Annotated in this window: 21 protein-coding genes; 8 read left to right on the top strand and 13 right to left on the bottom strand. The window is 31.5% G+C overall.

What is annotated here, in order from left to right; genetic code table 11:
• The 13 genes from B0A78_RS15015 to B0A78_RS06385 form a co-directional block, all read right to left on the bottom strand.
• The coding region (locus B0A78_RS15015) for an OmpA family protein (RefSeq protein ID WP_133065781.1) at positions 1–1,794 on the bottom strand (1,794 nt) is incomplete at its 3' end.
• A 3-nt stretch (positions 1,795–1,797) separates the two neighbouring features.
• Positions 1,798–2,307 carry a DUF4280 domain-containing protein gene (locus B0A78_RS06440; RefSeq protein ID WP_065212915.1) on the bottom strand — a complete coding sequence of 170 codons (510 nt, stop codon included), beginning with the start codon at positions 2,305–2,307 and terminating at the stop codon, positions 1,798–1,800.
• 21 nt (positions 2,308–2,328) lie between these two features.
• Entirely contained in the window at positions 2,329–3,495 is a 1,167-nt protein-coding gene (locus B0A78_RS06435) for a LysM peptidoglycan-binding domain-containing protein (RefSeq protein ID WP_014166023.1), read from the bottom strand.
• A gap of 8 nt (positions 3,496–3,503) precedes the next feature.
• Positions 3,504–5,330, bottom strand: coding sequence for a type VI secretion system baseplate subunit TssF (locus B0A78_RS06430; RefSeq protein WP_014166024.1), 1,827 nt, complete (start codon positions 5,328–5,330; stop codon positions 3,504–3,506).
• Positions 5,331–5,361: 31 nt separating this feature from the next.
• On the bottom strand, positions 5,362–5,793 hold the full coding sequence (locus B0A78_RS06425; RefSeq protein WP_014166025.1) for a GPW/gp25 family protein: 432 nt from the start codon (positions 5,791–5,793) through the stop codon (positions 5,362–5,364).
• 2 nt (positions 5,794–5,795) lie between these two features.
• Positions 5,796–6,488 carry a hypothetical protein gene (locus tag B0A78_RS06420; RefSeq protein WP_014166026.1) on the bottom strand — a complete coding sequence of 231 codons (693 nt, stop codon included), beginning with the start codon at positions 6,486–6,488 and terminating at the stop codon, positions 5,796–5,798.
• Entirely contained in the window at positions 6,488–7,009 is a 522-nt protein-coding gene (locus B0A78_RS06415) for a hypothetical protein (protein WP_041253252.1), read from the bottom strand. The genes B0A78_RS06420 and B0A78_RS06415 overlap by 1 nt, the downstream gene beginning before the upstream one ends.
• A 17-nt stretch (positions 7,010–7,026) precedes the next feature.
• Positions 7,027–7,542 carry a type VI secretion system TssO gene (gene tssO / locus B0A78_RS06410; RefSeq protein ID WP_014166028.1) on the bottom strand — a complete coding sequence of 172 codons (516 nt, stop codon included), beginning with the start codon at positions 7,540–7,542 and terminating at the stop codon, positions 7,027–7,029.
• Between the two features lie 3 nt (positions 7,543–7,545).
• Positions 7,546–8,703 (bottom strand): hypothetical protein, encoded by a 1,158-nt coding sequence (locus B0A78_RS06405; protein ID WP_014166029.1) that lies wholly within the window; start codon positions 8,701–8,703, stop codon positions 7,546–7,548.
• 188 nt (positions 8,704–8,891) lie between these two features.
• The gene (locus B0A78_RS06400; protein ID WP_014166030.1) at positions 8,892–10,256 is read right to left on the bottom strand and encodes a DUF5458 family protein; all 1,365 of its coding nucleotides are present in this window, start codon (positions 10,254–10,256) and stop codon (positions 8,892–8,894) included.
• Between the two features lie 11 nt (positions 10,257–10,267).
• A complete protein-coding gene (locus tag B0A78_RS06395; protein WP_014166031.1) occupies positions 10,268–10,717 on the bottom strand; it encodes a hypothetical protein in 450 nt (149 codons plus the stop codon).
• 13 nt (positions 10,718–10,730) lie between these two features.
• Positions 10,731–13,199, bottom strand: a complete 2,469-nt coding sequence (locus B0A78_RS06390; protein ID WP_097609482.1) for an AAA family ATPase — start codon at positions 13,197–13,199, stop codon at positions 10,731–10,733.
• Positions 13,200–13,232: 33 nt separating this feature from the next.
• Positions 13,233–14,303, bottom strand: coding sequence for a PKD domain-containing protein (locus B0A78_RS06385; RefSeq protein ID WP_014166033.1), 1,071 nt, complete (start codon positions 14,301–14,303; stop codon positions 13,233–13,235).
• Positions 14,304–14,391: 88 nt separating this feature from the next.
• Here B0A78_RS06385 and B0A78_RS06380 point away from each other — a divergent pair, with 88 nt between their 5' ends.
• From B0A78_RS06380 to B0A78_RS06345, 8 genes are all read left to right on the top strand, one after another.
• Positions 14,392–15,030, top strand: a complete 639-nt coding sequence (locus B0A78_RS06380; protein WP_173668577.1) for a C40 family peptidase — start codon at positions 14,392–14,394, stop codon at positions 15,028–15,030.
• A 5-nt stretch (positions 15,031–15,035) separates the two neighbouring features.
• On the top strand, positions 15,036–15,968 hold the full coding sequence (locus B0A78_RS06375) for a hypothetical protein (RefSeq protein WP_014166035.1): 933 nt from the start codon (positions 15,036–15,038) through the stop codon (positions 15,966–15,968).
• Between the two features lie 3 nt (positions 15,969–15,971).
• Complete coding sequence (locus B0A78_RS06370; protein ID WP_225556536.1) at positions 15,972–16,976, top strand: TssN family type VI secretion system protein; 1,005 nt, start codon at positions 15,972–15,974, stop codon at positions 16,974–16,976.
• Positions 16,977–16,980: 4 nt separating this feature from the next.
• Positions 16,981–18,027 (top strand): hypothetical protein, encoded by a 1,047-nt coding sequence (locus B0A78_RS06365; protein ID WP_097609480.1) that lies wholly within the window; start codon positions 16,981–16,983, stop codon positions 18,025–18,027.
• Between the two features lie 20 nt (positions 18,028–18,047).
• Positions 18,048–18,530 (top strand): DUF4280 domain-containing protein, encoded by a 483-nt coding sequence (locus B0A78_RS06360; RefSeq protein ID WP_077225781.1) that lies wholly within the window; start codon positions 18,048–18,050, stop codon positions 18,528–18,530.
• A 10-nt stretch (positions 18,531–18,540) separates the two neighbouring features.
• Positions 18,541–20,886: a T6SS phospholipase effector Tle1-like catalytic domain-containing protein gene (locus tag B0A78_RS06355; RefSeq protein WP_097609479.1), complete on the top strand. Its 2,346-nt coding sequence runs from the start codon at positions 18,541–18,543 to the stop codon at positions 20,884–20,886.
• Entirely contained in the window at positions 20,876–21,952 is a 1,077-nt protein-coding gene (locus B0A78_RS06350) for a DUF2931 family protein (RefSeq protein ID WP_097609483.1), read from the top strand. The genes B0A78_RS06355 and B0A78_RS06350 overlap by 11 nt, the downstream gene beginning before the upstream one ends.
• Positions 21,953–22,017: 65 nt before the next feature.
• On the top strand, positions 22,018–22,706 hold a 689-nt coding region (locus B0A78_RS06345; RefSeq protein ID WP_097609478.1), incomplete at its 3' end, for a DUF2931 family protein.

The raw sequence follows: 22,706 nt of genomic DNA, 5'->3' as shown, positions 1-22,706 counted from the left end.
TATATAATCAAACAATAAATCTTGTGCGAATCCTGTGGGTAAATAACTTATTATTTTACCTACTAATGAATTCCTAAATTCGTCTAAAACTGCCTTTATTCCCTGCTCTAACTCTAACTTTTTATCGTGAAAAAAGTAATCGCCTTTTTCCTTAAAATTATATTGCAAGTTCGCTATCCAAACTAGGTCAGGATACACGAGCATTTGCAAACTAGGGTAAGTCTTATCTGCAAAATAGGCGCAGGTATGAAAGTTAATATAGTATGAATGATTTAGAGAAACACCAGGGGCTAAATATTCTATTAGATAAAATAAATAGGAAGAGGCAAAATGGGGAGGGACAGAGCTTTTTACTTTTATATCGGCTTGACTGTCTTTTATTAGAATTTTTTCTTTATTATTCTGTATTTGTATTTCTTTTTGATGAGGGTCGTGCTTACGCAGACATTTTACCGTGTCATGGTCTATTAGGGTTAGCGTTATGTTTTTGGGTTTTAATACGCTTCCTGCTAGGGTTTGATAAACTATGGCATTGCTATCGTATTCGTTGTAATTAAATTCTATAACGGTACGGCGGTTTTTAGAGTGTTGGGTTTCGTTAGTGGCTTTTATAGCGTTGCGTGCTTCGCCAAATCCGCGTGTTTTTATCCGTTCATCTTTTAATCCTTTTTGTACCAAATAGTTTTTTACGTTATTGGCTCTTTTTTCGGATAGGGATTGGTTGTAGTCTAGGTTTCCTCTATCGTCTGCGTGCCCCTCTAGCATCATGTTTAAAAAAGGGTTGTAAAGCAAGAAATCTAGGAGTATGTCTAGTGTTTTTCTAGCATCGTCTCGCAAATGATACTGATCATAATCAAAGTATACAATTTGGGATACTCTTTTTAAGGTAGCATGTTCTTTTTTTAATAGGGTTTTGCCTTCTTCAAAAATATAAAAGGGTTCTCCTGTTTCTGTAAGTTGTACTTTGTTTAGTTTGCAAGGGTGGTAGTTTTTTAGACTGGTTTTATTATTTCCTACTTTTAGAGCGGTGCTGTTTTTAGGGGGTTCAGGCATTTGAAAAACCTGTTGGGGTTTTATACGTAGGTATCGGGCATGTATAATATCGCCGTTATAATCTTCTATGTACTTGCCATTTGGCAATTTTACTTTTACATAAAATTCCATGACTTCTTTGGGAAACAAATGTTTGCCATACCATATAAGAGTATTGTTTATTTCAAGGTTTATTTCGCCATCTGTTACATCAACACCTACAATGGTTCTTGTCAAGGGGTCAGGGGCAAGTGTTTTATGAGCATATAGTTCTATCGTAAGATTTTTGTAACCGTTTATACCTTCTGTATCTAAATTTAGGTACACTCGTTCGCCATAAGCAAATTGTTTTTGTTTGCCTGCTGGAGTACCATCGCTACTTACAGCCCATTTACTGGCAGTTATACGAGGGGGGCAGTATCCTCTGATGTAAAGACCTGTGTAATTTTTTTTAGAATAGTTCCTATTACCTGATAAACTGGCTTCAAGAAAATAAGTAAATCCGCACAGCTTCTTGGGTATTTTGATACCGTAGAGCATAGCACTATTAAGGACGGTTTTTTTTAGAATGGTTTTTCTATTGTCTTCTTGCCATATCCAAACGACATTTCTTTGTTTTTCTTTTTCTAAGGTTGTTTCTAACCATTCTATAGAAAATAAGATAAAATCATCAGGGGCAATAACTACCATTTCGTTTGGAATTGATTTTTCTTTAAAAATGGGCCCTTTAGCGTAATGTATTTTTTTTATTCCTCCTGCCATGGTTTAGGTATTGTTTTTAGGAGTTTGGTGTGTTGTTTCTATTTCTAGGTGTTGGGCACTTTTTTTATACATTTTTAAGTGATTTACCAAGGGATTAATCTGTCTGAGAATATCTATATTGGCGTTTTTAAAATTTTGTGGGCAGGCATTGGTGCGTTGTCCATGGTCTATAATTTTAATACAAGGGGTTCCCGCTATGGCACATACGGCTTTGCTATTTTCTAAAATAAGGTTTCCTCCATTGCTAAGGGTTACTTTTTTATAAAAATCTTTCCATTCTGTAATAACAGGTTTGCAAGGAGGGGGAGGATTGCCCATTTTAGGGCAGTTTCCAAAAGTATTGTTTTCTAAAGTGGTGCTGCCCACTTCTAGAGTTGTTACAATGAGTTTTTGGGTCCCCTCGGGGTCGTTAGCATATTCTTTTTTATGCGAAAGGACTTTTATTTTATCTGTTTTTTGCCCAAACTGGCATTGGCATACGGCACCTTGCACGACAGCATGTTTTTCTGACATAGTTTTGTTGTTTAGTTTGTTTTATTTAAAAAGATTTCCCCAAAATCCTTTTTTCTTGTTGTTTGTTGTTTTTTCGTCTACTAATAAGTTAGAACTTTTGTGAACATAAGGTATTTCTTTATTTGAAATATCGGATATAAGAACGGATATTTTTTTTGTTTTATCTAATGAAATACTGCATTCTAAATAAATAGAATCAGGTACGGAACTATTAGGATCTAAAAGAGCTTTGAGAAAAAATTCACCTGTAGCTTTTTCATTTTCTTGATTTTCTTCAGAAGGGTAGTGATTTTCGTTTATAAAATCAGCTTTTGTACGTGAATCATGTAGTATTCCTTGAAAGGTAATATTTATAAAGTTATACTCATTTAGATAAGGATCTATTTCAGCTTGTATTTTATAAGAAGGCTCTGTATGATGGTTTGTAATAGGAAATGTAATGTACCTTTCTGTTTTGAAATTTTTTTCATATTCAAAACAATAACCTAAGAAGAGTGTTCGTAGGAAGTAATCCTCTAACATATAGGTATTAATTTTTTCTGGATTTTCGAGAACTTTTTCAATTTCTTGAAAATATTTTTCTACGGTTTCTCCTTCAAAGTTTTGAAGAATCTCGTTTTTTACGATCTCCCAACGTTTAGGATAAGCAGTGTATTTTGCCACTTGTTCCCAATTTCCTTTTTCGTCTATCATGAGGTGCATAGGATAGAGGACTTTGGATGTTTCGTAGGCAAGAGTGTCGGCTATATTGTGTATCTCTTCTTGATTGATAAAAGGTTTTGAGATATGATTTATTTCAAAAATATGACAGTCTTCAAATTTTTGAATCCATTTTACAGAGGCTTCATATTTTATTTCATTTTGTTCTTCCTCATTTATTATTGTAATCATTACACCATATCTACATGAGGTTTTGGTAGGATTATAAAACAATCCGTTGTTAGAGGAAAAAACTATATTTTTTTGTTTTTTTAGGGCATTGGTGTTTGTGCCTGTTTTTGTGTCTTTAGGATCATCGGGTATTATAAGCTCTTTTTGATGTGTAATGTCATTTTTTAATAGGTCTTCATGAGGACAATAGTTATTATGATGCCATTTTAGAGTTTCTATGCTAATACCCAATTCCTTTGCCACTGATTGTAAAGTGTCGTCTTTTTTGACTTTATATGTGCGCCAAGTAAAACTCATGAATTAATTTAGATGGTGTTTAGGGTATAAGGGTATACATTTGAGGATGCTTTTTTAAGATTAATTAAAAAGCTATCGCATAAATAGTGCCATTCAGATTCTTTCATTATTTCGGTTATTTCTGTGTTTTTATATAGATAGATATCTATTGTTCTGGCAAAACCTTCTTTTGTAGAGCTTTCTTTTTTAGTTCCTTTTTTTACTTCAATTTTTGTAATTGTATTTTTAAAGTGGTTTAGTCCATAGGCTTTAATGTCAGCTATTGTTACAATTCTTCCTCGGGTTAGTAAGGAGTTTCTGTATTCGAGTATTTTATCTTTAGTAGACAGTCCTTTTCTTCCACCAACGGTTGGAGTTACTAACATGATGTTTTTTTCTAAGAGCATAGTTCCTGCTTCTTCTAAGGATAAAACGGTACCAATTTTGATATCATTTGCCTCATCTCCTAAAGTTGTCCAAAAGGCTATATTACAAAAGAAACCAGCTTCGTCTTTAGATGTAGCATTAACGGTTAGGTAGGGATTATTGGGTTTTTCAAAATCTTTTTCTTTGGATAGTTGATACAAAGCGGCAACATTTTGGTTAATTTGTTTTAGAGTTTCTCTGGTTGCATCGTTTCCTATGCTCATAAAAGAAGCGGTTTCATCTTTAATAAGTTCTAGGAGTTGTTGTAAGAGATCAGATGCTCTTCTTTGGTCAAAACGAGAAACGCCTCCGTGTCTGAGTGTAACGGTTCCGGATTTATTATCATTGTAATTTCTTAAATCGTAACGATAGCCTTCGTCATTTGAAACATAATCTAGGTCTAAGAAAAATTCATCGGAATCTATAGGAACTATGTTTAGAGCTCCTGTAACTCTATGAGATGCTCTTGAAATCCTTTTGTTTACTACGGGTAAACAGTTCAGATTTACAGATACATTTTCTAGAACATCATTTCCTATTGTTTCGGTTAATTCAACTCGTAGCCATATAATAGACTTATCGTCTTCTAATTTATGATCTAGAAAATAGTGTTGAAACAAGGTGTCTGAATCTGTTTTTTCAGCATGATTAATAGTGCCGCTTAGGGTAAAAAAGTTGGGCAAATAAAAACTATTAACCCTATTGTTTATTTGATCTAGATTGGAGTAATTTTTACTAACAATATTTTCAAAATTAAAGTTTTCTTCCGCAGCATTATACCCTTCATTAAAAGTGAATTCTTGATTTCCAAAGTATATTTTAGCTTGTCGTAAATAGTAGAAGAATAAATCTTTTTGATAACTGTTATTAATGTTGATATAAAACGTTGGATTTATGATGTTTTCGGTATCAGAACACTTTAGTCCTATCCATAATTCTCCTTTAGGAATAAAATTATTGGAGGTACTAATAATATCGTTAAAAAAGAAATTATCAATTTTTTTTAAAGAGTTTCCATACGCTAAATATTCTACTTTAGCTGTAGTTAGTGTGGTTTCTATTGTAGGGCCAAAAAAGACATCTTTATGTAAAACTTCAGTAGGATTATAAATATTGGTAATTTTTTTAGTTCCTTTAAACTGATTGTATTTTGATATTTTTACGTTGTTTTCTGTAGGAAATAACTGAACAACAGCACTGGACGGAGTTACCCCTGATACTTCTTCTGGAAACATGAGGTCTAATACTCTTTCAATTATTCTTGACCTAGAATCTTCTAAATCAGTATTTAATTTTTCTAATTCTGAAGCACAAGCAGTTAGTAATAATCCAATGATAGGGTCAAATGATGATTCTGTTTGTAATTCATTAAAGCCCCATAGTCTAGATGCTTTTCTTAAAATACGATCTTTTATGCGTTCTTGATTCATAGGAATTTATTTTAGATGATGAAAAGAGGGATTAATAGGATAAGGGGCCGACAAAAAACGAGCTTTGGAATAAAAAAGGTCTATTGGTTTCAAAAACTTGTCCTTTAACACTAAAAGAAACACATTTTTTGATTCTTTTTCGACTAATATTTCCAATGTTTTTGTCAGATATGACTACGGTAACATCTTCTAAGGAAAGCCTTTTTTCGTAAGTTGCGATGGCTTTCTTTAAAGTATTTGTAATGGTTTCTTTTAATATATTGTCACTTTTTAAAATATCAAAGTCCATTTCCCATATTTCGGTTCCGTAGTCATCATTAAATTTGCACTCTCCAAAAGAAGTAGTTGCTATTAGAAAAATGTGTTGGGCTATTGACGTATCAATGCTAATATTTATAGCATCTTGTTTTTTTATTATTGCGTCAAAGTCAATAGGTATTTTAAAATAAGAACCTCTAATCATTGTTATAGATAAATTAATTTTTGAATACTTCCATTTTCGTTTACTTCCATTTTTTTTGGCAATTTGTTTCTTTTAATTATTTTTAATTCAACTCTAGGAGTTAATTTGAGGAATTTTTCTCTATAAAGGATATCACCAATGAAACTTTTGCCATCATTATTATCTATAATAATAAAATAGGGGTTGTTTTCTGGAATTGTAATTTCATTAATATTCCCTGAAAAGAGATATACTTTTTCAGGATTGTTGAATTGATAAATTAAACTATCGTGTGAAATGTTTCGATATTTTGAAATATGAAGTGTTTCTATTTCATCTATAGGTTCGTAAGGAATGTTTTCATAGAGAAATGAACTTTTGTCAAAGTTTTTAAAACCAAAAAATGATAAGAACCCTTTTTTTGTGTTTTTTTTCACAAAGCTAAAGATGTCTCTTGTTACTTGATAAACCGTGGTTTCATTTGTTTTATCATCGCTAACAATCATTTTATAAGTAGGTATTTCTACGTTTTGTTTGTTGATTGTTAAGGTGATTTTTCCAATTTCTAAATCGGATATTGTTAAAGAAATTTTATGTGTTCGAAGTCCTGAATCTGTTTTTGAAACTTGTCCCATTTCTCCTTTTCCACCATAAAAAGGGGAACCTGGATTGTCAGTCATTCCTAAAGATAAATTAAGTTCTGGTATTGGACTCATTATTTCTTTATTTTATAGGTTTTTAAACAAATTAAATTTTTTATAATCTCTGCATTTTGAGATTTGTTTATTAAAATTTCATAATTTTTATGAACAGTAAAGATTTTTATGCTACTTAACTCTAGGCTTATTAATTTCTTAAAAGTCCTTCTGTTTAGTTGATGAATAAAAATACCATCACAATTTATGGGGAAATGATTTCCTAAGTGTATCACATCCCCATTTTTGAAATTGAAATCGAAAATCTTTTTTTCTTCAATACATACACTATTGTCATGTATTTTAAAGTACATAAATATTTTGCGTTTGCGTTTTCCTAATTGTAATGTAGTAAATATGCCATTACTGTTATTTACTATAAAGAGTATAGGATTAGGACTAGCAAAAAAACGACCATCTAGTTTTTGTCTGGTTTGAGTAATTTGACAACTATCTATTACTGTGTTTTTTACATTTTTTTGAGCAACACAATAAAAGCTTATCATGTAAAAACATAGAAATAACTTCTTTATACTATTCATGATTATGTTTTTAAGTGTTATTCTGCTTGTTGATAGATTTGTCTACAAACTTCTAAATCGCGTTTCATTTTATCGTATTCATCTTTTAGCGTTTTATTTATAGTGCTCAAACTATCCATCAGTTTGTGGTTGGTTGCTAATTGTTTTACTTGTTTTTTTGCGTCAATTAGATCTTTGAAAGCAATAATTGTATTGTTATACATTATTTTGTTCTTTAATGTATCCTTAGGCAGTTGATTATACATTTCTGCTAACAATGAAAGAGCTAATTTTTCATTGAAGAAATCATTCTGACCTGGTGCATTAATAGAGTCTACAGTAGTTTTGACTTTTTCAAGTTGAAAAGAAAATTTGTTTTGAATTTCAATTTCTTTTTTCAATTTAAAGTTTTCTGTTTTTAATAATTCGTTTTCTCTAAAAGGGAAATAAGTATTAAATAAGAGCGCTGACATAAAGACAGTTACACTTATTACAAAAAACAATACAAAAGATACAAACGCTTTAGAACGTTCTTTTTTATTAAGTATTTCCATGGTTTAATCTGCTAAAAAACTTTTACTTCTTTTTCCATATAAAAGGCTGTCTCTTTCGTCTGTAATTTCAGATACGAAAATACTTCCATCTCGTTTTTTACCTATGTAATCTAATCGACTTAGAGAAGATAAGAGATTTTCGAATACATCCATAAATTTGTGAATTTTTGAGACGCTTATATCAATTTGATTGTGATTGTAATTGTTATTTATCAATTCTAAGAAAATGTTTTCGAAAGTCCCTTGATTAACATTACACCAATCTGCAAAATAATTTAGTAATTCCTCTTTTCCTGCTCCAGACTTTGAATCAAATAAGTTTTTAAGTGTTCTTGCTAACCCAATAACAGAAAGAAGCATTTCAGAAGGTGCTTTGTGTATTCCTAACCATCTGATTTTGTTGATTTCTACACCTAAATAGTCTAATATTTTATCGGTTACTAATAGCATCATTAGAGCTAATTCATTTGCTTGTTTTTTAGAATTAATCTTTTGAGCAATTTGTATAGAAAATATTTCTATTTGTCCATAAAAACGATTGATTTCGTCATACAATTCTTGTAGTCGTTTGTGACTTCCTACATATACTGATGGTGGAATATAAGCATTATCTATTTTTGATTCGTATGAGTTTACGAGTACTTTTCCTATTATTAAAAAGTTTCCTCCTAAACCAGTTTCATTTACCAATTCATTTTCAGGAATAAGACTTAATAAATATTCAGGTTTTGTAAAAGGATATCTTGGAGGGTTTTCTTCGGGATCAGAGTCACCAAAAGGTATTCTTTTAAAGTAATTGACAGAGATACAAACCCATAATTTTAAGCTCTCATCGCCTTTGATTTCGTAGGAGGCTTCTAGGTAGGTGGAATTTGTATTAACTGTTTCGCTTCTATCATCTATTTCAATTCTAGAACCATTAGGTGTTATGGCATGGCATTCTTGAACTTGTACTCTTAATGATTTATGGCTATCAACCATTAGGTTTAGTTTGATAGGATTATTAGAAGGCAATAGTCCATAAGATATTAAAGAGGTATGCAAACCCACAGCATCTTTTATGGAATCATTAATGAAGTTTTGAATTGAATTAAAATGGTTTTTGTTTATTTTCATTCCGTCAATCCAATTGACAGGGAAATAATTTAGTTTTTCTATCATTATTTTTGTGTTTTTGATTTTTTTAAATTAAAAACTTTGTTGAGTTAATTCAAAAAATACAAATAGAAGCTAATAAGAAGACTTTTGGCTATTTATGTTGCTGTATATGAGCTAAATAGATGTTAAGAAGTGTTTTTTATTAACTTATAAAACAACCGTTTCTTTTAGAAACGGTTGTTTGTTAATTCTTATTTTTGTTCGTACTCAGTATCCCATTCATTTCCATCATCTCCTTTGTGTCCATCCATTTTAATGAGGAAGTTTTTAGCAGGGAAATACGGTTTCATGTGAATATCTAAATGAATTCTATCTTTTTGTATAGGATCTTGTTCAAATCTTTTTACTTCAAAATTTTCAATTAGTTTTCCAGGACCACTTATTGAATCTAAGAAGCGAACGATTTGTCCCATGATTTCTTTACGAGTTACAGCTGTAAAGTTTTCAAAAGCTCTTCTGTTTAAGAAATCCATTAATACTTTTGTAACATAATCAAAAACCCTAACAACAGAATAGGTTTGTAAACCTAAATTATCACCGTTGAAAAGAGTCTTAGCAGAAAACGCCATAACTTTTCCGTATTCGTTTACCATAGGAATTAATCCAAGGCTTTCTAAATTAGCAATTTCACTCTTTTTTAGGTCAAATTTTACGCCATCTACTTCGTTAATTCCTCCGTACTTTTTACCAGCTGTTACCTGAGACATTAATGTTTTGTATACTTTTCCAGCTAAGGCAGCTGAAGGAGCAACGTATAGGTCTTCTGTTTCTTGAATTTCTTCAAATCGCCCTCTACCAACAAGCCAGTTACAAGTCATTAATACATTTGAACGATACACTTCGCCTCCTGTTAGATAAGCTTGGTCAAACATTTCCATAACGTCATCTGGTTCGTCTAAATGTTCAAAGTCTGTGACTAACATAACTTTGTTTTCATGCGCAATTTTAGCCCATTTTTCAACGACTTTATTAGAACCTAAATACCCTGGGATTACTAAAATACCATAGTTGTTTTTTAGATCTAAACGATCATAGTTATTCACTAATTCTGCATGAATTGTGTCTATAAATCGAGTATTATCTAAATCTTTTAATTGTTCTAAATCAGAATTAATAATGGTAACATTTTTTACCTTGTCCGTTTCTGTATTCTTATAAAATAGCGCTATTGTACGATAATTAGTTTCTAATTCTTTCGTGACTTCTACGGCTCTTGATAAATTTTTCTTCAATAAATCCTCTGCTTCTTTTCTTTTATCTTCGCAATTAGAAACCATGTCAGTTATACTTGTTGCGTCCGAAAGAACATCAGCCCAAAGCTTAAGTGTTTTCTTTAAAGATTCTCTTTCTTTTTCTTTATCCTTTTCAGAAAGAAAAATTTTTCTTCTTGCTTTTCTATCAGGATTTAAATTTTGTGCTCCTTCAATAGTTGTTTCTAATAGATCAAAACCACCGAATTTTGCTAACTTTTCTAGGCTACCTTCTAAATTAGCCTGTCCCTTCTTTTGTTCTAAAACTGTACTGTCAACGTGTTGACTTTCTTTATTTTGTGCCATTAGTAGTTTGTTTATTTGTTTTCTTCTAGTTCTTTAATAAGAGATTGTAATGAATCTAACAATGCTTTTTTTGCATCAGGATCTTCTAATGCACCTTTTAGAATTTTATTACTCTTAAGTTGTTTAATAATTTTTTGATACTGATCTTTTTCTGTTTCTAGACCTGTCAAAAAGTTACTTTGTTGAGTAATTCCTTTTACACCAAAATCGCCAAGGTTTTTAAAGTTTAAATTTTCCATTTTAGTAGAACCATCTAAATTTTCAAAATCAACCTTTATTTCAGGTTTAAAATGATCGAAAACTTTTTCAATGGTTGTTAATCCTTCTACTAGTTCTGGTTTTACAGGACTTTCTGCAGTTAGTTTTTGAGCAATAATTGTTCTGTTTTGAGGGATTTCGCTTATTGCTTCGTTTGCGTCTAATGGTACTTCATTACCACCAATTCCATGATTTGATAACATAATACTTAATTTATTAGTTTAACTCTATATTTAATTTGATTTTTTCCCAACATAATTCTCCATTTTTTAGAGAAACTTTTACGGTGTCGCCTTCATTGTATTCCATTGCAACTATTTTTTTGGCTAAAGGTCTTCTGAGTTTTCCTCTTATGATTCCTTTTAGCGGACGTGCTCCGTATTTTGCATCGTACCCTTGTTCAGCAAGAAATTCTTTAACTTCTTGACTTACGACTAAATTAATATGGATGCTTTTTGCTAAATCTATTAATTCCTTTTTTAAATGGATTTCAAATATTTTTAATGCGTTCCCTTTACTTATAGGTCTAAAAGGAATCGATTCTGTTAATCGACCTAAGAATTCGGGTCTGAAATACCTGCTCATGATTTCAAGTAGTTTTGCATTGGTAGGTATTTCATCTTTTTCAAAGGATTCTACAATAAAATCTGATCCAATGTTAGACGTAAATAGGATAATAGCGTTGGAAAAATCACCTTCTTTTCCTAATCTATCGTGTAACTTTCCTTCATCCATTAGTTGAAGAAAGACATCAAAAACGGAACTATGGGCTTTTTCTATTTCATCAAATAAGACGATGGAATAAGGTTTTTGCCTGATTTTATTTACCAATAATCCTCCTTCTTCATAACCAACATACCCTGGAGGGGCACCATAAAGTAATGCTGCGGAATGTTCTTCTTTAAATTCTGACATATCAAAACGAATGATGGCATTTTCATCTTGAAAAAGAAACTCGGCTAATGATTTTGCTAATTCTGTTTTTCCTGTTCCTGTTGGTCCCAAGAAAAAGAATGAACCAATAGGTTGTCCCGCTTTGCTTAAGCCCGAACGGGATTCTAATATAGCTTCTGAAACAATACTAATTGCATGATCTTGTCCAACAACTCTTTGGGCAAGAATTTTTTCCATGTCATTTAGTTTTTGTTTTTCTTCATTTTTTAATTTTCCTATTGGAATATTTGTTTTTTGCGAGATGATTAAGGCTAAATCAAGTTCTGTAATATGCGTTCTTTTTTCATTAGCTATTTTTTCAAGTGTTTCGATATATTTTCGACAGAAATTTAAGATTTCTGAAATTCCTTCAAAGTGCAAATTTTTAATGTTAATGTCATGATTTGAAGTGGTATAAAGAAAGCTTGTTTTGTTGAACAAATCATTTAAAAACCATTCTGATTTTAACATTAATTCATCTTCGTCTATTTCTCCAATATTTTCTTCAATATTTTTAATTTCATTAAGTAAATGTTCTCTTTCGTTTATAAAAGTATCTCCCGTCGTTTTTAGTACGGACATGGTATGATCTATTAAGTCTATTGCAGAAGCTGGTAGACTTTTTTCTTTCATATATCGTTTTGAAAATCGGATTGCTTCCTTTATAGTAGCATCATCTATTGTTATTCCATGATGTTTTTGATAATCTTGCAATGTTTGTTTCAACATTCTAAAATGGGTTTCGTCCTCTTTTTCCTCCAATTTAATGAGTTCGAACATTCCCGATAAGGCTTGTTCTTTTTCGATTTTTTTGGTGTACTCTTCTATTGTTGAGGTAGCTAGGATCGTAAGACCTTTGGACAATTCACTTTTTAGTAAATTTACTATGTTTGTATCGGAACCATTGCCTCCAAAAAGCGAGTGGAATTCTTCTATTATCAAAATAGATTTAGGAATATGCTTAAGTTCTTGAGCAATATTTTTTATTCGGTCTTCTATTTCTCCTTTATAGGATGCTCCTGCAACTAAGGCTCCCATATCAAGTTCGAAAATTTCTATTTGAGATAGCAAGTCAGGTATTTGATTGAGTAAAACTTTTTGAACAAAACCTTCTATTAAGGAGGTCTTTCCAATGCCAGAATCCCCTAAGATAATTACATTTTGTTTGCTGTATCTACAAAGTATCTCGGTAATACTGTTTATTTCTAAATCTCTACCTATTAGTAGTTCTTTTTTGTTTTTTGTTTTTATTTGTTGATTTTTATCTATACAGTATTTTTGTAAAAACCCATTTTTATTGATAGATGGAGTGTTTTTTGCTGTACTTTTAAAAGTATCTTTTAGCAAGTCGTTTCTTGTTATAGGGAACGATTTCATTTTTTCGAAACTAAAAGCAACTCCAGGAGTACAGATAGCAGACATTACGTGTAATAATGTTATTTCGTCTTCTTTTAATTCGTCTCTTATAGAATCTGCCTCTGCAAAGATTTCGTCTATGATTTCATCGGGTTCGCAAAAATATTTGTTTGTAGACTTTGGAGATTCTTCAATCTTAACTTCTGCCCATTCCTCAATGTAGTAAACATCAATTCCTTGAGATTCTAATTGTTTTAATAATGATAAATCTCTGTTAAGGATTGCTTTCAGTAAGTGAGCTCCGTTAAAATGTGAATTTAAATTGTCTCTACCTATTTTTTGTGCAATATCTATAGCTTTATTAACCTCTGTATTGTATGTAATTTCTTGATTCATTTTTAGTTTGTCTAGTATTAAAAATAAATTATTCTATTCTTTTACCCAAATCATCCATTTTTTGGTTTTGTATTTGATATTAATGTTCTGAATGCAGTTATTATTTTCATTTCTATTTAATTGTAGGAATGTTATTTTAATCTGTTTTCCAGAAATAGATTTACATAATTCTGAAAAAGACATTACGTTATCATCATTTACAACAACAGGGATTTCAAAATTGCCACACAAATACTCTTTAAAATCGTCTTTGGTTTTTACTTGAGCTGCTACTTGTTTTAGTAATAGTTGAAATTGTTCGTTAGATATTTCGGTTGTTTTTGTTTTTTCGGTTGATTCTTTATGAGTATCATGTTTTGGAGATACAGGAATGTATCCTAACATATCTTCTAGAGGGTCTTTTTTAGCCATTCCTCGAGGAAGAGAAAAGGTAGAATGGGGCTTTTCATATTCATAGGTTTCCATATCTATTTTCTGTTTAGCAACAATAACTTTTGGAGCAACATAGATTATTTTAGTGGCAATGTGCTCTAAGTCTCCATTAACGATTAAGGTTATTTTCTTTTCTCCAGTTGTTTTGAATTTGTAGGACACATTTTGTCCTACGGCATCTAACGATGTAGTTTCCCCAAAACTCCATTCCCAAGATTCTCCTCCGTTTTTTTCAGCACTAAAGCGAACAACTTCTCCCAAGAAAGCTACATTTGGAGCTTTTATTAAGGGGAGATACCCTGTTTGTTGTCCAACGTTTGTTATTCGTATTAATTTTTCATAGTAACAACTTCCGTTCACGATTAGTTTAACGACATAATCTCCTTCTTTTTTGTATTTATGAAATGTTCTTTGTCGGTTATCGACAACTGTACTATCTCCAAAATCCCACTCCCAACTTGAAGCACCTTTGGTGTTGTCAAAAAACTCAACCACCTCATTAGGTTTGAATTCGTCAGCTGTAATTAAAAAGTTACCATTGTTACAATCTATATGACGAGAATATTTAAAAAGGAATATTCCAAAGCCTAAAAGGATTAAAAGTCCAAAACCTAAAAAGATTCTTACATCTATTTTGGTTAAATAATTAAATTTGTTAAAAAATCGTTTCACTCTGATTAGGAATAAATATTTGTTTGAACAACCTGTTACAAATATAGTTTTTTTATTTAAAAATTTTTATTTTTGTGAAAAAGATCTGATGAAAATTATCAAAAATATTAAAACCCTATTGATTGCGTCTCTTTTGTGTTCGTGTTCTTCAAGGCAGTACTTAAAATATGTTCCTTATCAATATTCTTTTCAAGAAGTTATAAAACAAAAAAAAAGTGAATTAAGTAAGCTAAGAAATGAAGTCGTTATCGATGATAATGAGGATAATTTAAAAGACGAAGATTTAAAACTAAAGGAAAAATATTCCATAATTTTAGGAGTAATGCCTAAGGAAATTAAAAATTATGAACTGTATTCTTATGTAGATAAATGGGTAGGAACCCCTTACAAAAAAGGAGTTCTGGATCTAAAAGAAGGGGCAGATTGTTCCTTTTTTGCACAAACTCTTTATAGTGAAGTTTATAATGAAGTGCTGCCTAAAGATCCTGCGGGCATGTTTAGATCTAAGTTAATACAACTTTTTACAGGGAGAACATACCTCCAAGAAGGCGATTTAATATTTTTTAGATATGATAAAGACCATCCTATTTCAGACGTAGGGATTTATTTGAAAAACGATAGAATTATAGCTTGTACGGCTGAAGGGCTTGATATTTATAATTTTAATGACAAATATTTTCAGTTAAGATTTGTGTCTGCTGGAAGATTAGCTAAATCAAAAAAGTAAGCTGTATGACCCATTTAAATGAAATCTTGCGTTTAATTAGAAATATTAAATCAGATATACGAGCCGAAGTAATAGTGAATGATTTATTAAATAATAAAATTATCACAGATAATGAATTCATTGTTCAAAAGGAAAGTCAATTTTCTAGGACCTACAGAAGAGATATACTAGAGGTTGATATAAAAGACTTTAATTTAGATAAAAAAGAATATTTAAATTTTACTTTATCAAGAGATAGTCTTTATGACTTGCTTCCAGAAGGCGTATTTCATCAATCTAAAAATGAATATCCTGATAAAGGGGTCAACAAGATGATTAGTGAATACCAAACTCAAAAAAGAGAAGAAAAGGCTGCACGCGTTTTTTTTCAACCCTTCGAAAATGAGTTTTTTGCACATGGTGTATCTCTGGAAGATTTTGAAACCCATTTTCTTACGGAATTAAACAACCCATCGGTTTCCGAATTATTCTATGAATTTTGGGGGATTAGCAAAGAAATACCGCATCGTTTAGCTTCCAAATTAATACATTTTTTACCCTATACTTATCAAATAGTTGGAAACATAAGTTTAGCTACTGAATTATTATCGTTTTTTCTTGATGAAAAAGTTTCTATAATAAATAAAGGATCACAACAGTATTCAGATGAAAAACTAGCGATATCATTAGGGGAAGCTCAACTAGGAATAGATTTTATATCAGGTATGGAATATGATGATTATTCCTTACACTTAGAAGTACAGATAGGCCCCCTTAAGAACTCCTCCTTTTTAGATTATATTTTGGACGGTAAAATAAAAAACTTCTTAGATCTCTATTATGACTATTTTTTTCCTATGGAAACAGATCTTCAAACGAATATACTTATTCCTAACGACCAACAAAATTTTGAATTTACCAATAAAAACACAATTCTAGGATACAACACAATTATTTAACAAATGAGAAAATACTTTATCAATCTTATCGAACTAAAACTGCTGTCGGCTATTATAATTGCAATAGCCGTTTGTACAATATTAACCATGATTTTTATTCAAAAAACACCAGGTTTTAAAGAAAAATATAAAAATAAATTTATAATTTATGAATTATCAGTTGCTTTACTATACGTTATAATTACTTTCCTAGGATTCAATAATTTATTAAGTAATAATGCTATGAATTGCTTTGTATTTTATCAAGTATCCTCATTGTTATTGGGAATCTTACAAGTCTATTTGTATAAAAACTATTTCAATAAATTTGAAAAAAGCGAAGTTTGGTTTGTCTACTTCTTTATACTCATAACCGTTGTTTATTCCTTTTTTAGCTTTGCCATAACTCATACATTCTTAAACGGGCCCGATTTATTGTACCTAATGTCTACTCATTTTATTCTATTTTTTATCCCTCAACTAATTTACGATACATTTAATATAGGAATGATTATACCCGCTAAAGTATATAAAACATGGCAGTTTCCTGCTAATTACATAGAAATAGCAGGTGTAAGTGATTCTGAAATGAGGGATTTAGTGGTAATTACTTTTTTAATTAAAAAAGATAATGGAGATGAAAAATACAGACAATACAGAGCAAAAGGACCTACAAGATTAGATTTTGGACGCTTGTTTTACAACTTTGTCTTAGACTATAATGCGAAACATGAAGACGAACCTATTGCAATTCAAGACCAAAACGGATTGTACAGCTGGGTATTCTTTTTTCAAACAAAATGGTATGAATCTGCTAAATATATAGATCCTACTCAAACACTTTATATGAATACAATTACCGAAAATGCCGTTATTGTTTGTATGAGAACGGATGAAATTGTATTAGATGAAAATAGTAAAGACAATGATAATGATGATCTAGAATATCAATACGATAGAGAAAAGGACGATAAAAGAATTGGCAAAAATAATAAAAAAGAAGCCGATCAAATGGAAACCATAAGCTAATAAAATGAAAGAAAAATATCAGATTTATAAAATTAAACCCAACAGTATTCGATTAAAAGAATTAGCTAATACATTCAATTTATTACCCGAAGAACTTAGATGGTTCCATAATATATATTGCCCAGTAGAGGATTTAATAGAATCTGATATACAACCCCATGTAGAAAATATTTGTATTCCTATTCCAGGAACAACTATTGATTTTTATGCTAAAAAACAAAGAAGCAAACCTTTTTATAAAGCAATCAATACGCTGTATGTACCCCCATCATTTAACAAAAAATATGGAATCATACAGCGTATAACAACAAATGATGAAGAAATAAGTTTTCTTCATTATCAAATTAAACTTCAGAAAAACACCCTAAACAACATAGTTATAAAGAGATACCCCCTTTATATTAATTACCAAAGACCAGATCTTATAATAGAACAAATAGCAGATGAAATAGGAAACGTTTTTTATCCATTAGAACTCGAACTATACAACAATGCTAAACTAAAAATCATTGCTAATTTTCCTGAAATACAAAAAAGGTGGAAAACAAAAAAAATACAATTAGAAAACTATTACAAAGGCAGCGTCGCAGAAAATTTATTTAACAAAATAAATCATCAATTACAATACCGAGGACAAACACAACGAGGGATCTTAGATAGTTGGTTTTTTGTTCTGTACTTTGTTTCATTATACGAGACGTTTAATGATCAAAAAACATATACTTTCAATTTGTCCCTACCCATTTTTCCTAAAAAACCAAAAGTCTTGTATGAAATCACCCTTCAAATAGAAGAAACTCTTTCAGAAACAAACAAATTTATAATTCACGCAAAAGGGCATTGTATAGACAATAGGTTTGCAACTGAAATAGAAAACGGAAAAACCATTCATGATCCAGAACTTATAGGGGAAAAAGTAAAAGGAGATTTTGCATTTGTTTACACGCTTAATGCACAAGATAACAGTGTCTTCTCCATTTTTGGAACAGTGGATTTAGAACTCAATAATACCATCCGAAAAATTAGCTTTGAATGTTATGAACAAATTTAAACAACTAAATATACAATCTTATGAGCGAAAAACATCTTGTTTGCCAAGGAGCCGTATGCAAATGTAATTTTGGAACAGCACCCGATAAATTAAAAGTACTGACCCAAGATAAACATTATATTAACGATCATAAAGGAACTCAAAAACGAATGGCAACCCATAAAGATATTGGTAAAACCTTTGAAAAAAATACCTTTGGATCTTGCTCAAAGATGAATAACAACCCTTGTCAGGCCACAATAACAGAATGGAGTGGTTATTACAAAAAAATTACATTAGATATTAACAAAGGACACGCTTTGTTAGAAGACAACAAAGCCACCTGTCCTATAGGAGGAAAAGATTGTATAACCATTACAAATCACGGACAAACAGCTGAAGTATCTCAACAAAATATAAAAAATGCAAAACCCGAAATAATAGCAGAGCTATGTCCTTTTATAGATTTTTTAGAAGAAGAAACAGACGCTATAGAAAATGATGATACGTTTGTAACCCTATAAGAACAAAAAGATGAAAATAATAGGTGATATAAGACCATATACAAACAAAAATTACAGCTATACAGTAGTTGATAATGACGGAGGAACAACATTTGTAATTCTTTGGCAAGTATATAACAATGCTAAATTGCTTACCGAAAATGGAACTGGGATTTTTAAGTTTGGAATTAATACAGTTGGAAATACCTTTACACTAATTGCCAAAGTAAGAAATCCTGAAACCAATAAAATAGAAGATATAGCAATTGAAATACAACCCCTAGCAGGAAAACCCGAAATACTCGACCTTTATTGGAGAGATGTAAATGGAGAAAAAATAGATCATAGAGAAGTGGCTTATCTAGACAAAGTCACCTTAGTAATAAAAACCAAAAATATTCCCCAAGGGGACATCCTTAAAATAACGATTTTTGAAGATGAATACCTAGACGGTCATGGAGATAGCTCTCGGAATATGGGAAAATACTACACTAAAGGCGTCACAAAGAACGGCTACGCTTACCTAGACCTTGCCAATATGAGTCTTTACCAAAAAAAACTCAATAACAGTGATTATGTAAATGATGAAGTACACTTGTTTTACGCACAAATACACTATTACAATAAGTTAAACCAGATAAAAGACCAAATACAAATAAAGGTAAATAATGAACTCACACAAATGATACAACCCTATGCAGGCAATAATCCTGCGAAAATAGGCCAAGTAGAAAACAAAGCAAAACAAAGAAAGAAAGCCGTACATTTTACCTTTGGTGTTTTTTTAGATGGTACCCTAAACAATATGTATGATACCGAACTAAGACAGTATGCAGAAGGAAAAAAAGTAATCAATACCAGTGGTTTAGGTGTAAGCCAATCTCGAGCTGTAGATATTTATCAAGACCACGGCGATCCTGATGAAATGCAAAGTAGTTATGAAAACGACCTCTCCAATCCCGCTATATTGTATAAAAATTATGAACCTAATGAAATAGAAAAAATATATCCAATTTATATAAGCGGTATAGGTACCAATACAGCTCCTAAAAACCAAGGGCAAACCTTGCGGCCAGAGGATTATAAAGACAACGACCTCATAGAAGGTCCCGCTTTTGGTATGGGCAGTTCAGGTATTATGGATAATGTAAAAAAAGCCATTTTAGACGTTGTAAAAGAATTAAAAAATATATCCAAACAAAAGGAATATATTGGTACTATAACTTTTGACGTATTTGGTTTTAGTCGTGGTGCCGCTGCCGCACGGCATTTTGTACACATAGTTACACATCCTCCCTACAATCCTATTGTGTACAAAAAAAAGGAGCGTGACTCGATTGTATTAGACTTGCAAAAGAATCAATTGCCTGTTTCTTATAAATACAAAACCATGCCTCATTTTGGACTCCTAGGGCAGTTGCTTCAAGAAAACGGGATTTTAGATGCACAAACACAAGTTAACGTTCGTTTTGTAGGTATTTATGACACCGTTTCGCATCATGGGCTATTTCAGGATAATGATATAAAAGACCTAGGATTGGATAGTGTAAACAAAGCAGATTATGTTGTACACATGGTAGCAGCAGATGAGCATCGTGCTAATTTTAGTTTAGCAGATATTTCTTCCGTTGCTAAAACCCATCCTGAAAGTGGCAAAAAAGGAGGAATAGAGCTCATCTACCCTGGAGTACATTGCGATGTAGGAGGCGCTTATGAAGATGGTAAACCAGATAATCCTAAAAGAATTGCGGTAGAATGGGATCTTCCTTCTTTAAAAAAAGTAAGAGAGGAACTCATCAGACAGGGTTGGTTTAAAGAAGATCAACTGTTTGTGAAATTTCAAAATGGATGGGACTTAAATGCGAATGCACGTAAATGCTATTTAGAGGGCAACAGAAAATGGCTTAGTAATCAGTACAGCTATATCCCTCTGCATATTATGGCAAAAATTTGTGGTATAAAAAAGGTACCTATTCAGCTAGATAAGTTATTAATTTTTAAAAGATTTTACGAAAACACCTACAATGATCCCAAAGCACATACTTTAGGAAATCATATAGTTGGAAATATAGCCTTTTTAGAACGGATCAAAAAAAAGCTAGAAGATTATACGTTTAATGGGGGGATGCCTTTTGGGTTTATAGAATACAAAGAACCCGCTACAATATATAAAACAGATGCCTCTAAGGCAAGTGTGAATAAAGAGCGTGAAGAACGCGAAAAACAAAAAGAAGAAGAAATAAATAAAGATATTAGATTCCTACGCAACCACTATTTGCACTGGAACGCTACTTATGGTAGTTCAGGCATAGATCTTTTGGTAGAAAAAGATTACCCGAATATAGTAAATGGTAAAAGAAAAAGAAATGTATACTAAACTAAAAAAGCTCCTCATCCTTTTGTTTATCCTACCATTAGGAGGATGCAAACACACAAATAAAACACACGATAAAATGATACAAGAGAATTTTTCTTACGGAGTAGGGGTTACTTCACCCAAAGAATATCCTACGGAAGTACATATAGGGTATTTGTTAGATCAAAACAAAAAACTTATTTGCGGAATGCCTCGATCAGGAACCAATGGAGGCGGTTGGACTTATAAAGGAAAACAAGGCGGTATGGGGGGGAGTTCTATTCCGTATTATTTAAATCTTACTTATGTAGCTTATGCCGAAAAAAAGTTTTATAAAGTAGAGGCAGCACTACCCGCTGATAAAATTTTAGCAGAATTTAAAAAGGGTTTTTTAATAGAAAGCAACCAAAAAGAAATTATAGATGGGGAAGAACGTTATAAAATGGAACCTAGTACGTATGATGTTCTAACTGTAGGAGCAGCCCCAGGCGGATGTATAGTGGTTTGGTTATCGGGTAATCATCATCGTACTGAAATTTGTCGTTTGCAAGCCAAAGAAACCTTTGTGGATAAGAATGATTTTTTAGGTTTTGTAGATAAAACAGAAAGTCAACAAAAATTTCTAGATGATTTATATAAAATAACCGTTCCCGATAGTATCAAAGCAGAAATAACACAAAAAGGCATACCGTATGGTTTGTGGGACCAGTACAGAGAAAAATACAAGTACCGTTTTGTACTTAAATCCTATGATGAAAAAGATTTTCTTACAGGTTATTACGTAATTAATTATAATGGCGAGTCTAATTTTGTTCCCTATAATCCCCAAGAAGTAGCACAATATAGAAAAACTTCTATTCCGTATAATGCAAATCTTTATTTTAAAAAATATTTTACCGAAATCATTTTCAATGATCGAGAAATGCTACAAGTATTTGATAAATTAAAGAAAAAATATCCTGAAACCCCCATAGATATAATTATAAAACCAACCTTTATGTACGACGATATGAAAATTTCAGTAAAATGTACAACAGAAGAAATCCCCCTTACAAAATACAAAGTAGTAGGTGTTTGGGGAGGATAAGAAATACATGTTTTTAAGTTTTGTGAAGTAAAAAGGTACGATAATAAGTTCAAAGAGTAAAAGAAATGGATACTAAACTAAAAAAACTCCTCATCCTTTTGTTTATCCTACCATTAGGAGGATGCAAACACACAAATAAAACACACGATAAAAAAACACAAGAGAATTTTTCTTACGGAGTAGGGGTTACTTCACCCAAAGAATATCCTACGGAAGTACATATAGGGTATTTGTTAGATCAAAACAAAAAACTTATTTGCGGAATGCCTCGATCAGGAACCAATGAAGGCGGTTGGGAAGGAGAAGGAAAACAAGGCGGTATGGGAGGTAGTTCTATTCCGTATTATTTAAATCTTACTTATGTAGCTTATGCCGAAAAAAAGTTTTATAAAGTAGAGGCAGCACTACCCGCTGATAAAATTTTAGCAGAATTTAAAAAAGGATATGATCGTATGACACATAAGGGAGATATCGTCCATGAAACGTATGATGTTCTAACCGTAGGAGCAGCTCCAGGTGGATGTATAGTGGTTTGGTTATCAGGAAGTAATAATCGTGTCGAAATTTGTCGTTTGCAAGCCAAAGAAACCTTTGTGGATAAGAATGATTTTTTAGGTTTTGTAGATAAAACAGAAAGTCAACAAAAATTTCTAGATGATTTATATAAAATAACCGTTCCCGATAGTATCAAAGCAGAAATAGCACAAAAAGGCATACCGTATGGTTTATGGGACCAGTACAGAGAAAAATACAA

This window comes from Flavobacterium columnare NBRC 100251 = ATCC 23463 (assembly GCF_002530675.1).
In the GTDB taxonomy this organism is placed as follows: Bacteria; Bacteroidota; Bacteroidia; order Flavobacteriales; family Flavobacteriaceae; genus Flavobacterium; species Flavobacterium columnare.
This window is presented reverse-complemented; position numbering and strand designations above follow the sequence as displayed.

Bases quoted from the DNA above. Each gene is read 5' to 3' on its own strand.
- B0A78_RS06405 (WP_014166029.1), bottom strand. From the start codon at position 8,703: ATGATAGAAAAACTAAATTATTTCCCTGTCAATTGGATTGACGGAATG.
- B0A78_RS06415 (WP_041253252.1), bottom strand. From the start codon at position 7,009: ATGAATAGTATAAAGAAGTTATTTCTATGTTTTTACATGATAAGCTTT.
- B0A78_RS06395 (WP_014166031.1), bottom strand. From the start codon at position 10,717: ATGTTATCAAATCATGGAATTGGTGGTAATGAAGTACCATTAGACGCA.
- B0A78_RS06375 (WP_014166035.1), top strand. From the start codon at position 15,036: ATGACCCATTTAAATGAAATCTTGCGTTTAATTAGAAATATTAAATCA.
- tssO (WP_014166028.1), bottom strand. From the start codon at position 7,542: ATGGAAATACTTAATAAAAAAGAACGTTCTAAAGCGTTTGTATCTTTT.
- B0A78_RS06365 (WP_097609480.1), top strand. From the start codon at position 16,981: ATGAAAGAAAAATATCAGATTTATAAAATTAAACCCAACAGTATTCGA.
- B0A78_RS06360 (WP_077225781.1), top strand. From the start codon at position 18,048: ATGAGCGAAAAACATCTTGTTTGCCAAGGAGCCGTATGCAAATGTAAT.
- B0A78_RS06390 (WP_097609482.1), bottom strand. From the start codon at position 13,199: ATGAATCAAGAAATTACATACAATACAGAGGTTAATAAAGCTATAGAT.
- B0A78_RS06435 (WP_014166023.1), bottom strand. From the start codon at position 3,495: ATGAGTTTTACTTGGCGCACATATAAAGTCAAAAAAGACGACACTTTA.
- B0A78_RS06430 (WP_014166024.1), bottom strand. From the start codon at position 5,330: ATGAATCAAGAACGCATAAAAGATCGTATTTTAAGAAAAGCATCTAGA.
- B0A78_RS06425 (WP_014166025.1), bottom strand. From the start codon at position 5,793: ATGATTAGAGGTTCTTATTTTAAAATACCTATTGACTTTGACGCAATA.
- B0A78_RS06370 (WP_225556536.1), top strand. From the start codon at position 15,972: ATGAGAAAATACTTTATCAATCTTATCGAACTAAAACTGCTGTCGGCT.
- B0A78_RS06420 (WP_014166026.1), bottom strand. From the start codon at position 6,488: ATGAGTCCAATACCAGAACTTAATTTATCTTTAGGAATGACTGACAAT.
- B0A78_RS06350 (WP_097609483.1), top strand. From the start codon at position 20,876: ATGTATACTAAACTAAAAAAGCTCCTCATCCTTTTGTTTATCCTACCA.
- B0A78_RS06355 (WP_097609479.1), top strand. From the start codon at position 18,541: ATGAAAATAATAGGTGATATAAGACCATATACAAACAAAAATTACAGC.
- B0A78_RS06400 (WP_014166030.1), bottom strand. From the start codon at position 10,256: ATGGCACAAAATAAAGAAAGTCAACACGTTGACAGTACAGTTTTAGAA.
- B0A78_RS06380 (WP_173668577.1), top strand. From the start codon at position 14,392: ATGAAAATTATCAAAAATATTAAAACCCTATTGATTGCGTCTCTTTTG.
- B0A78_RS06440 (WP_065212915.1), bottom strand. From the start codon at position 2,307: ATGTCAGAAAAACATGCTGTCGTGCAAGGTGCCGTATGCCAATGCCAG.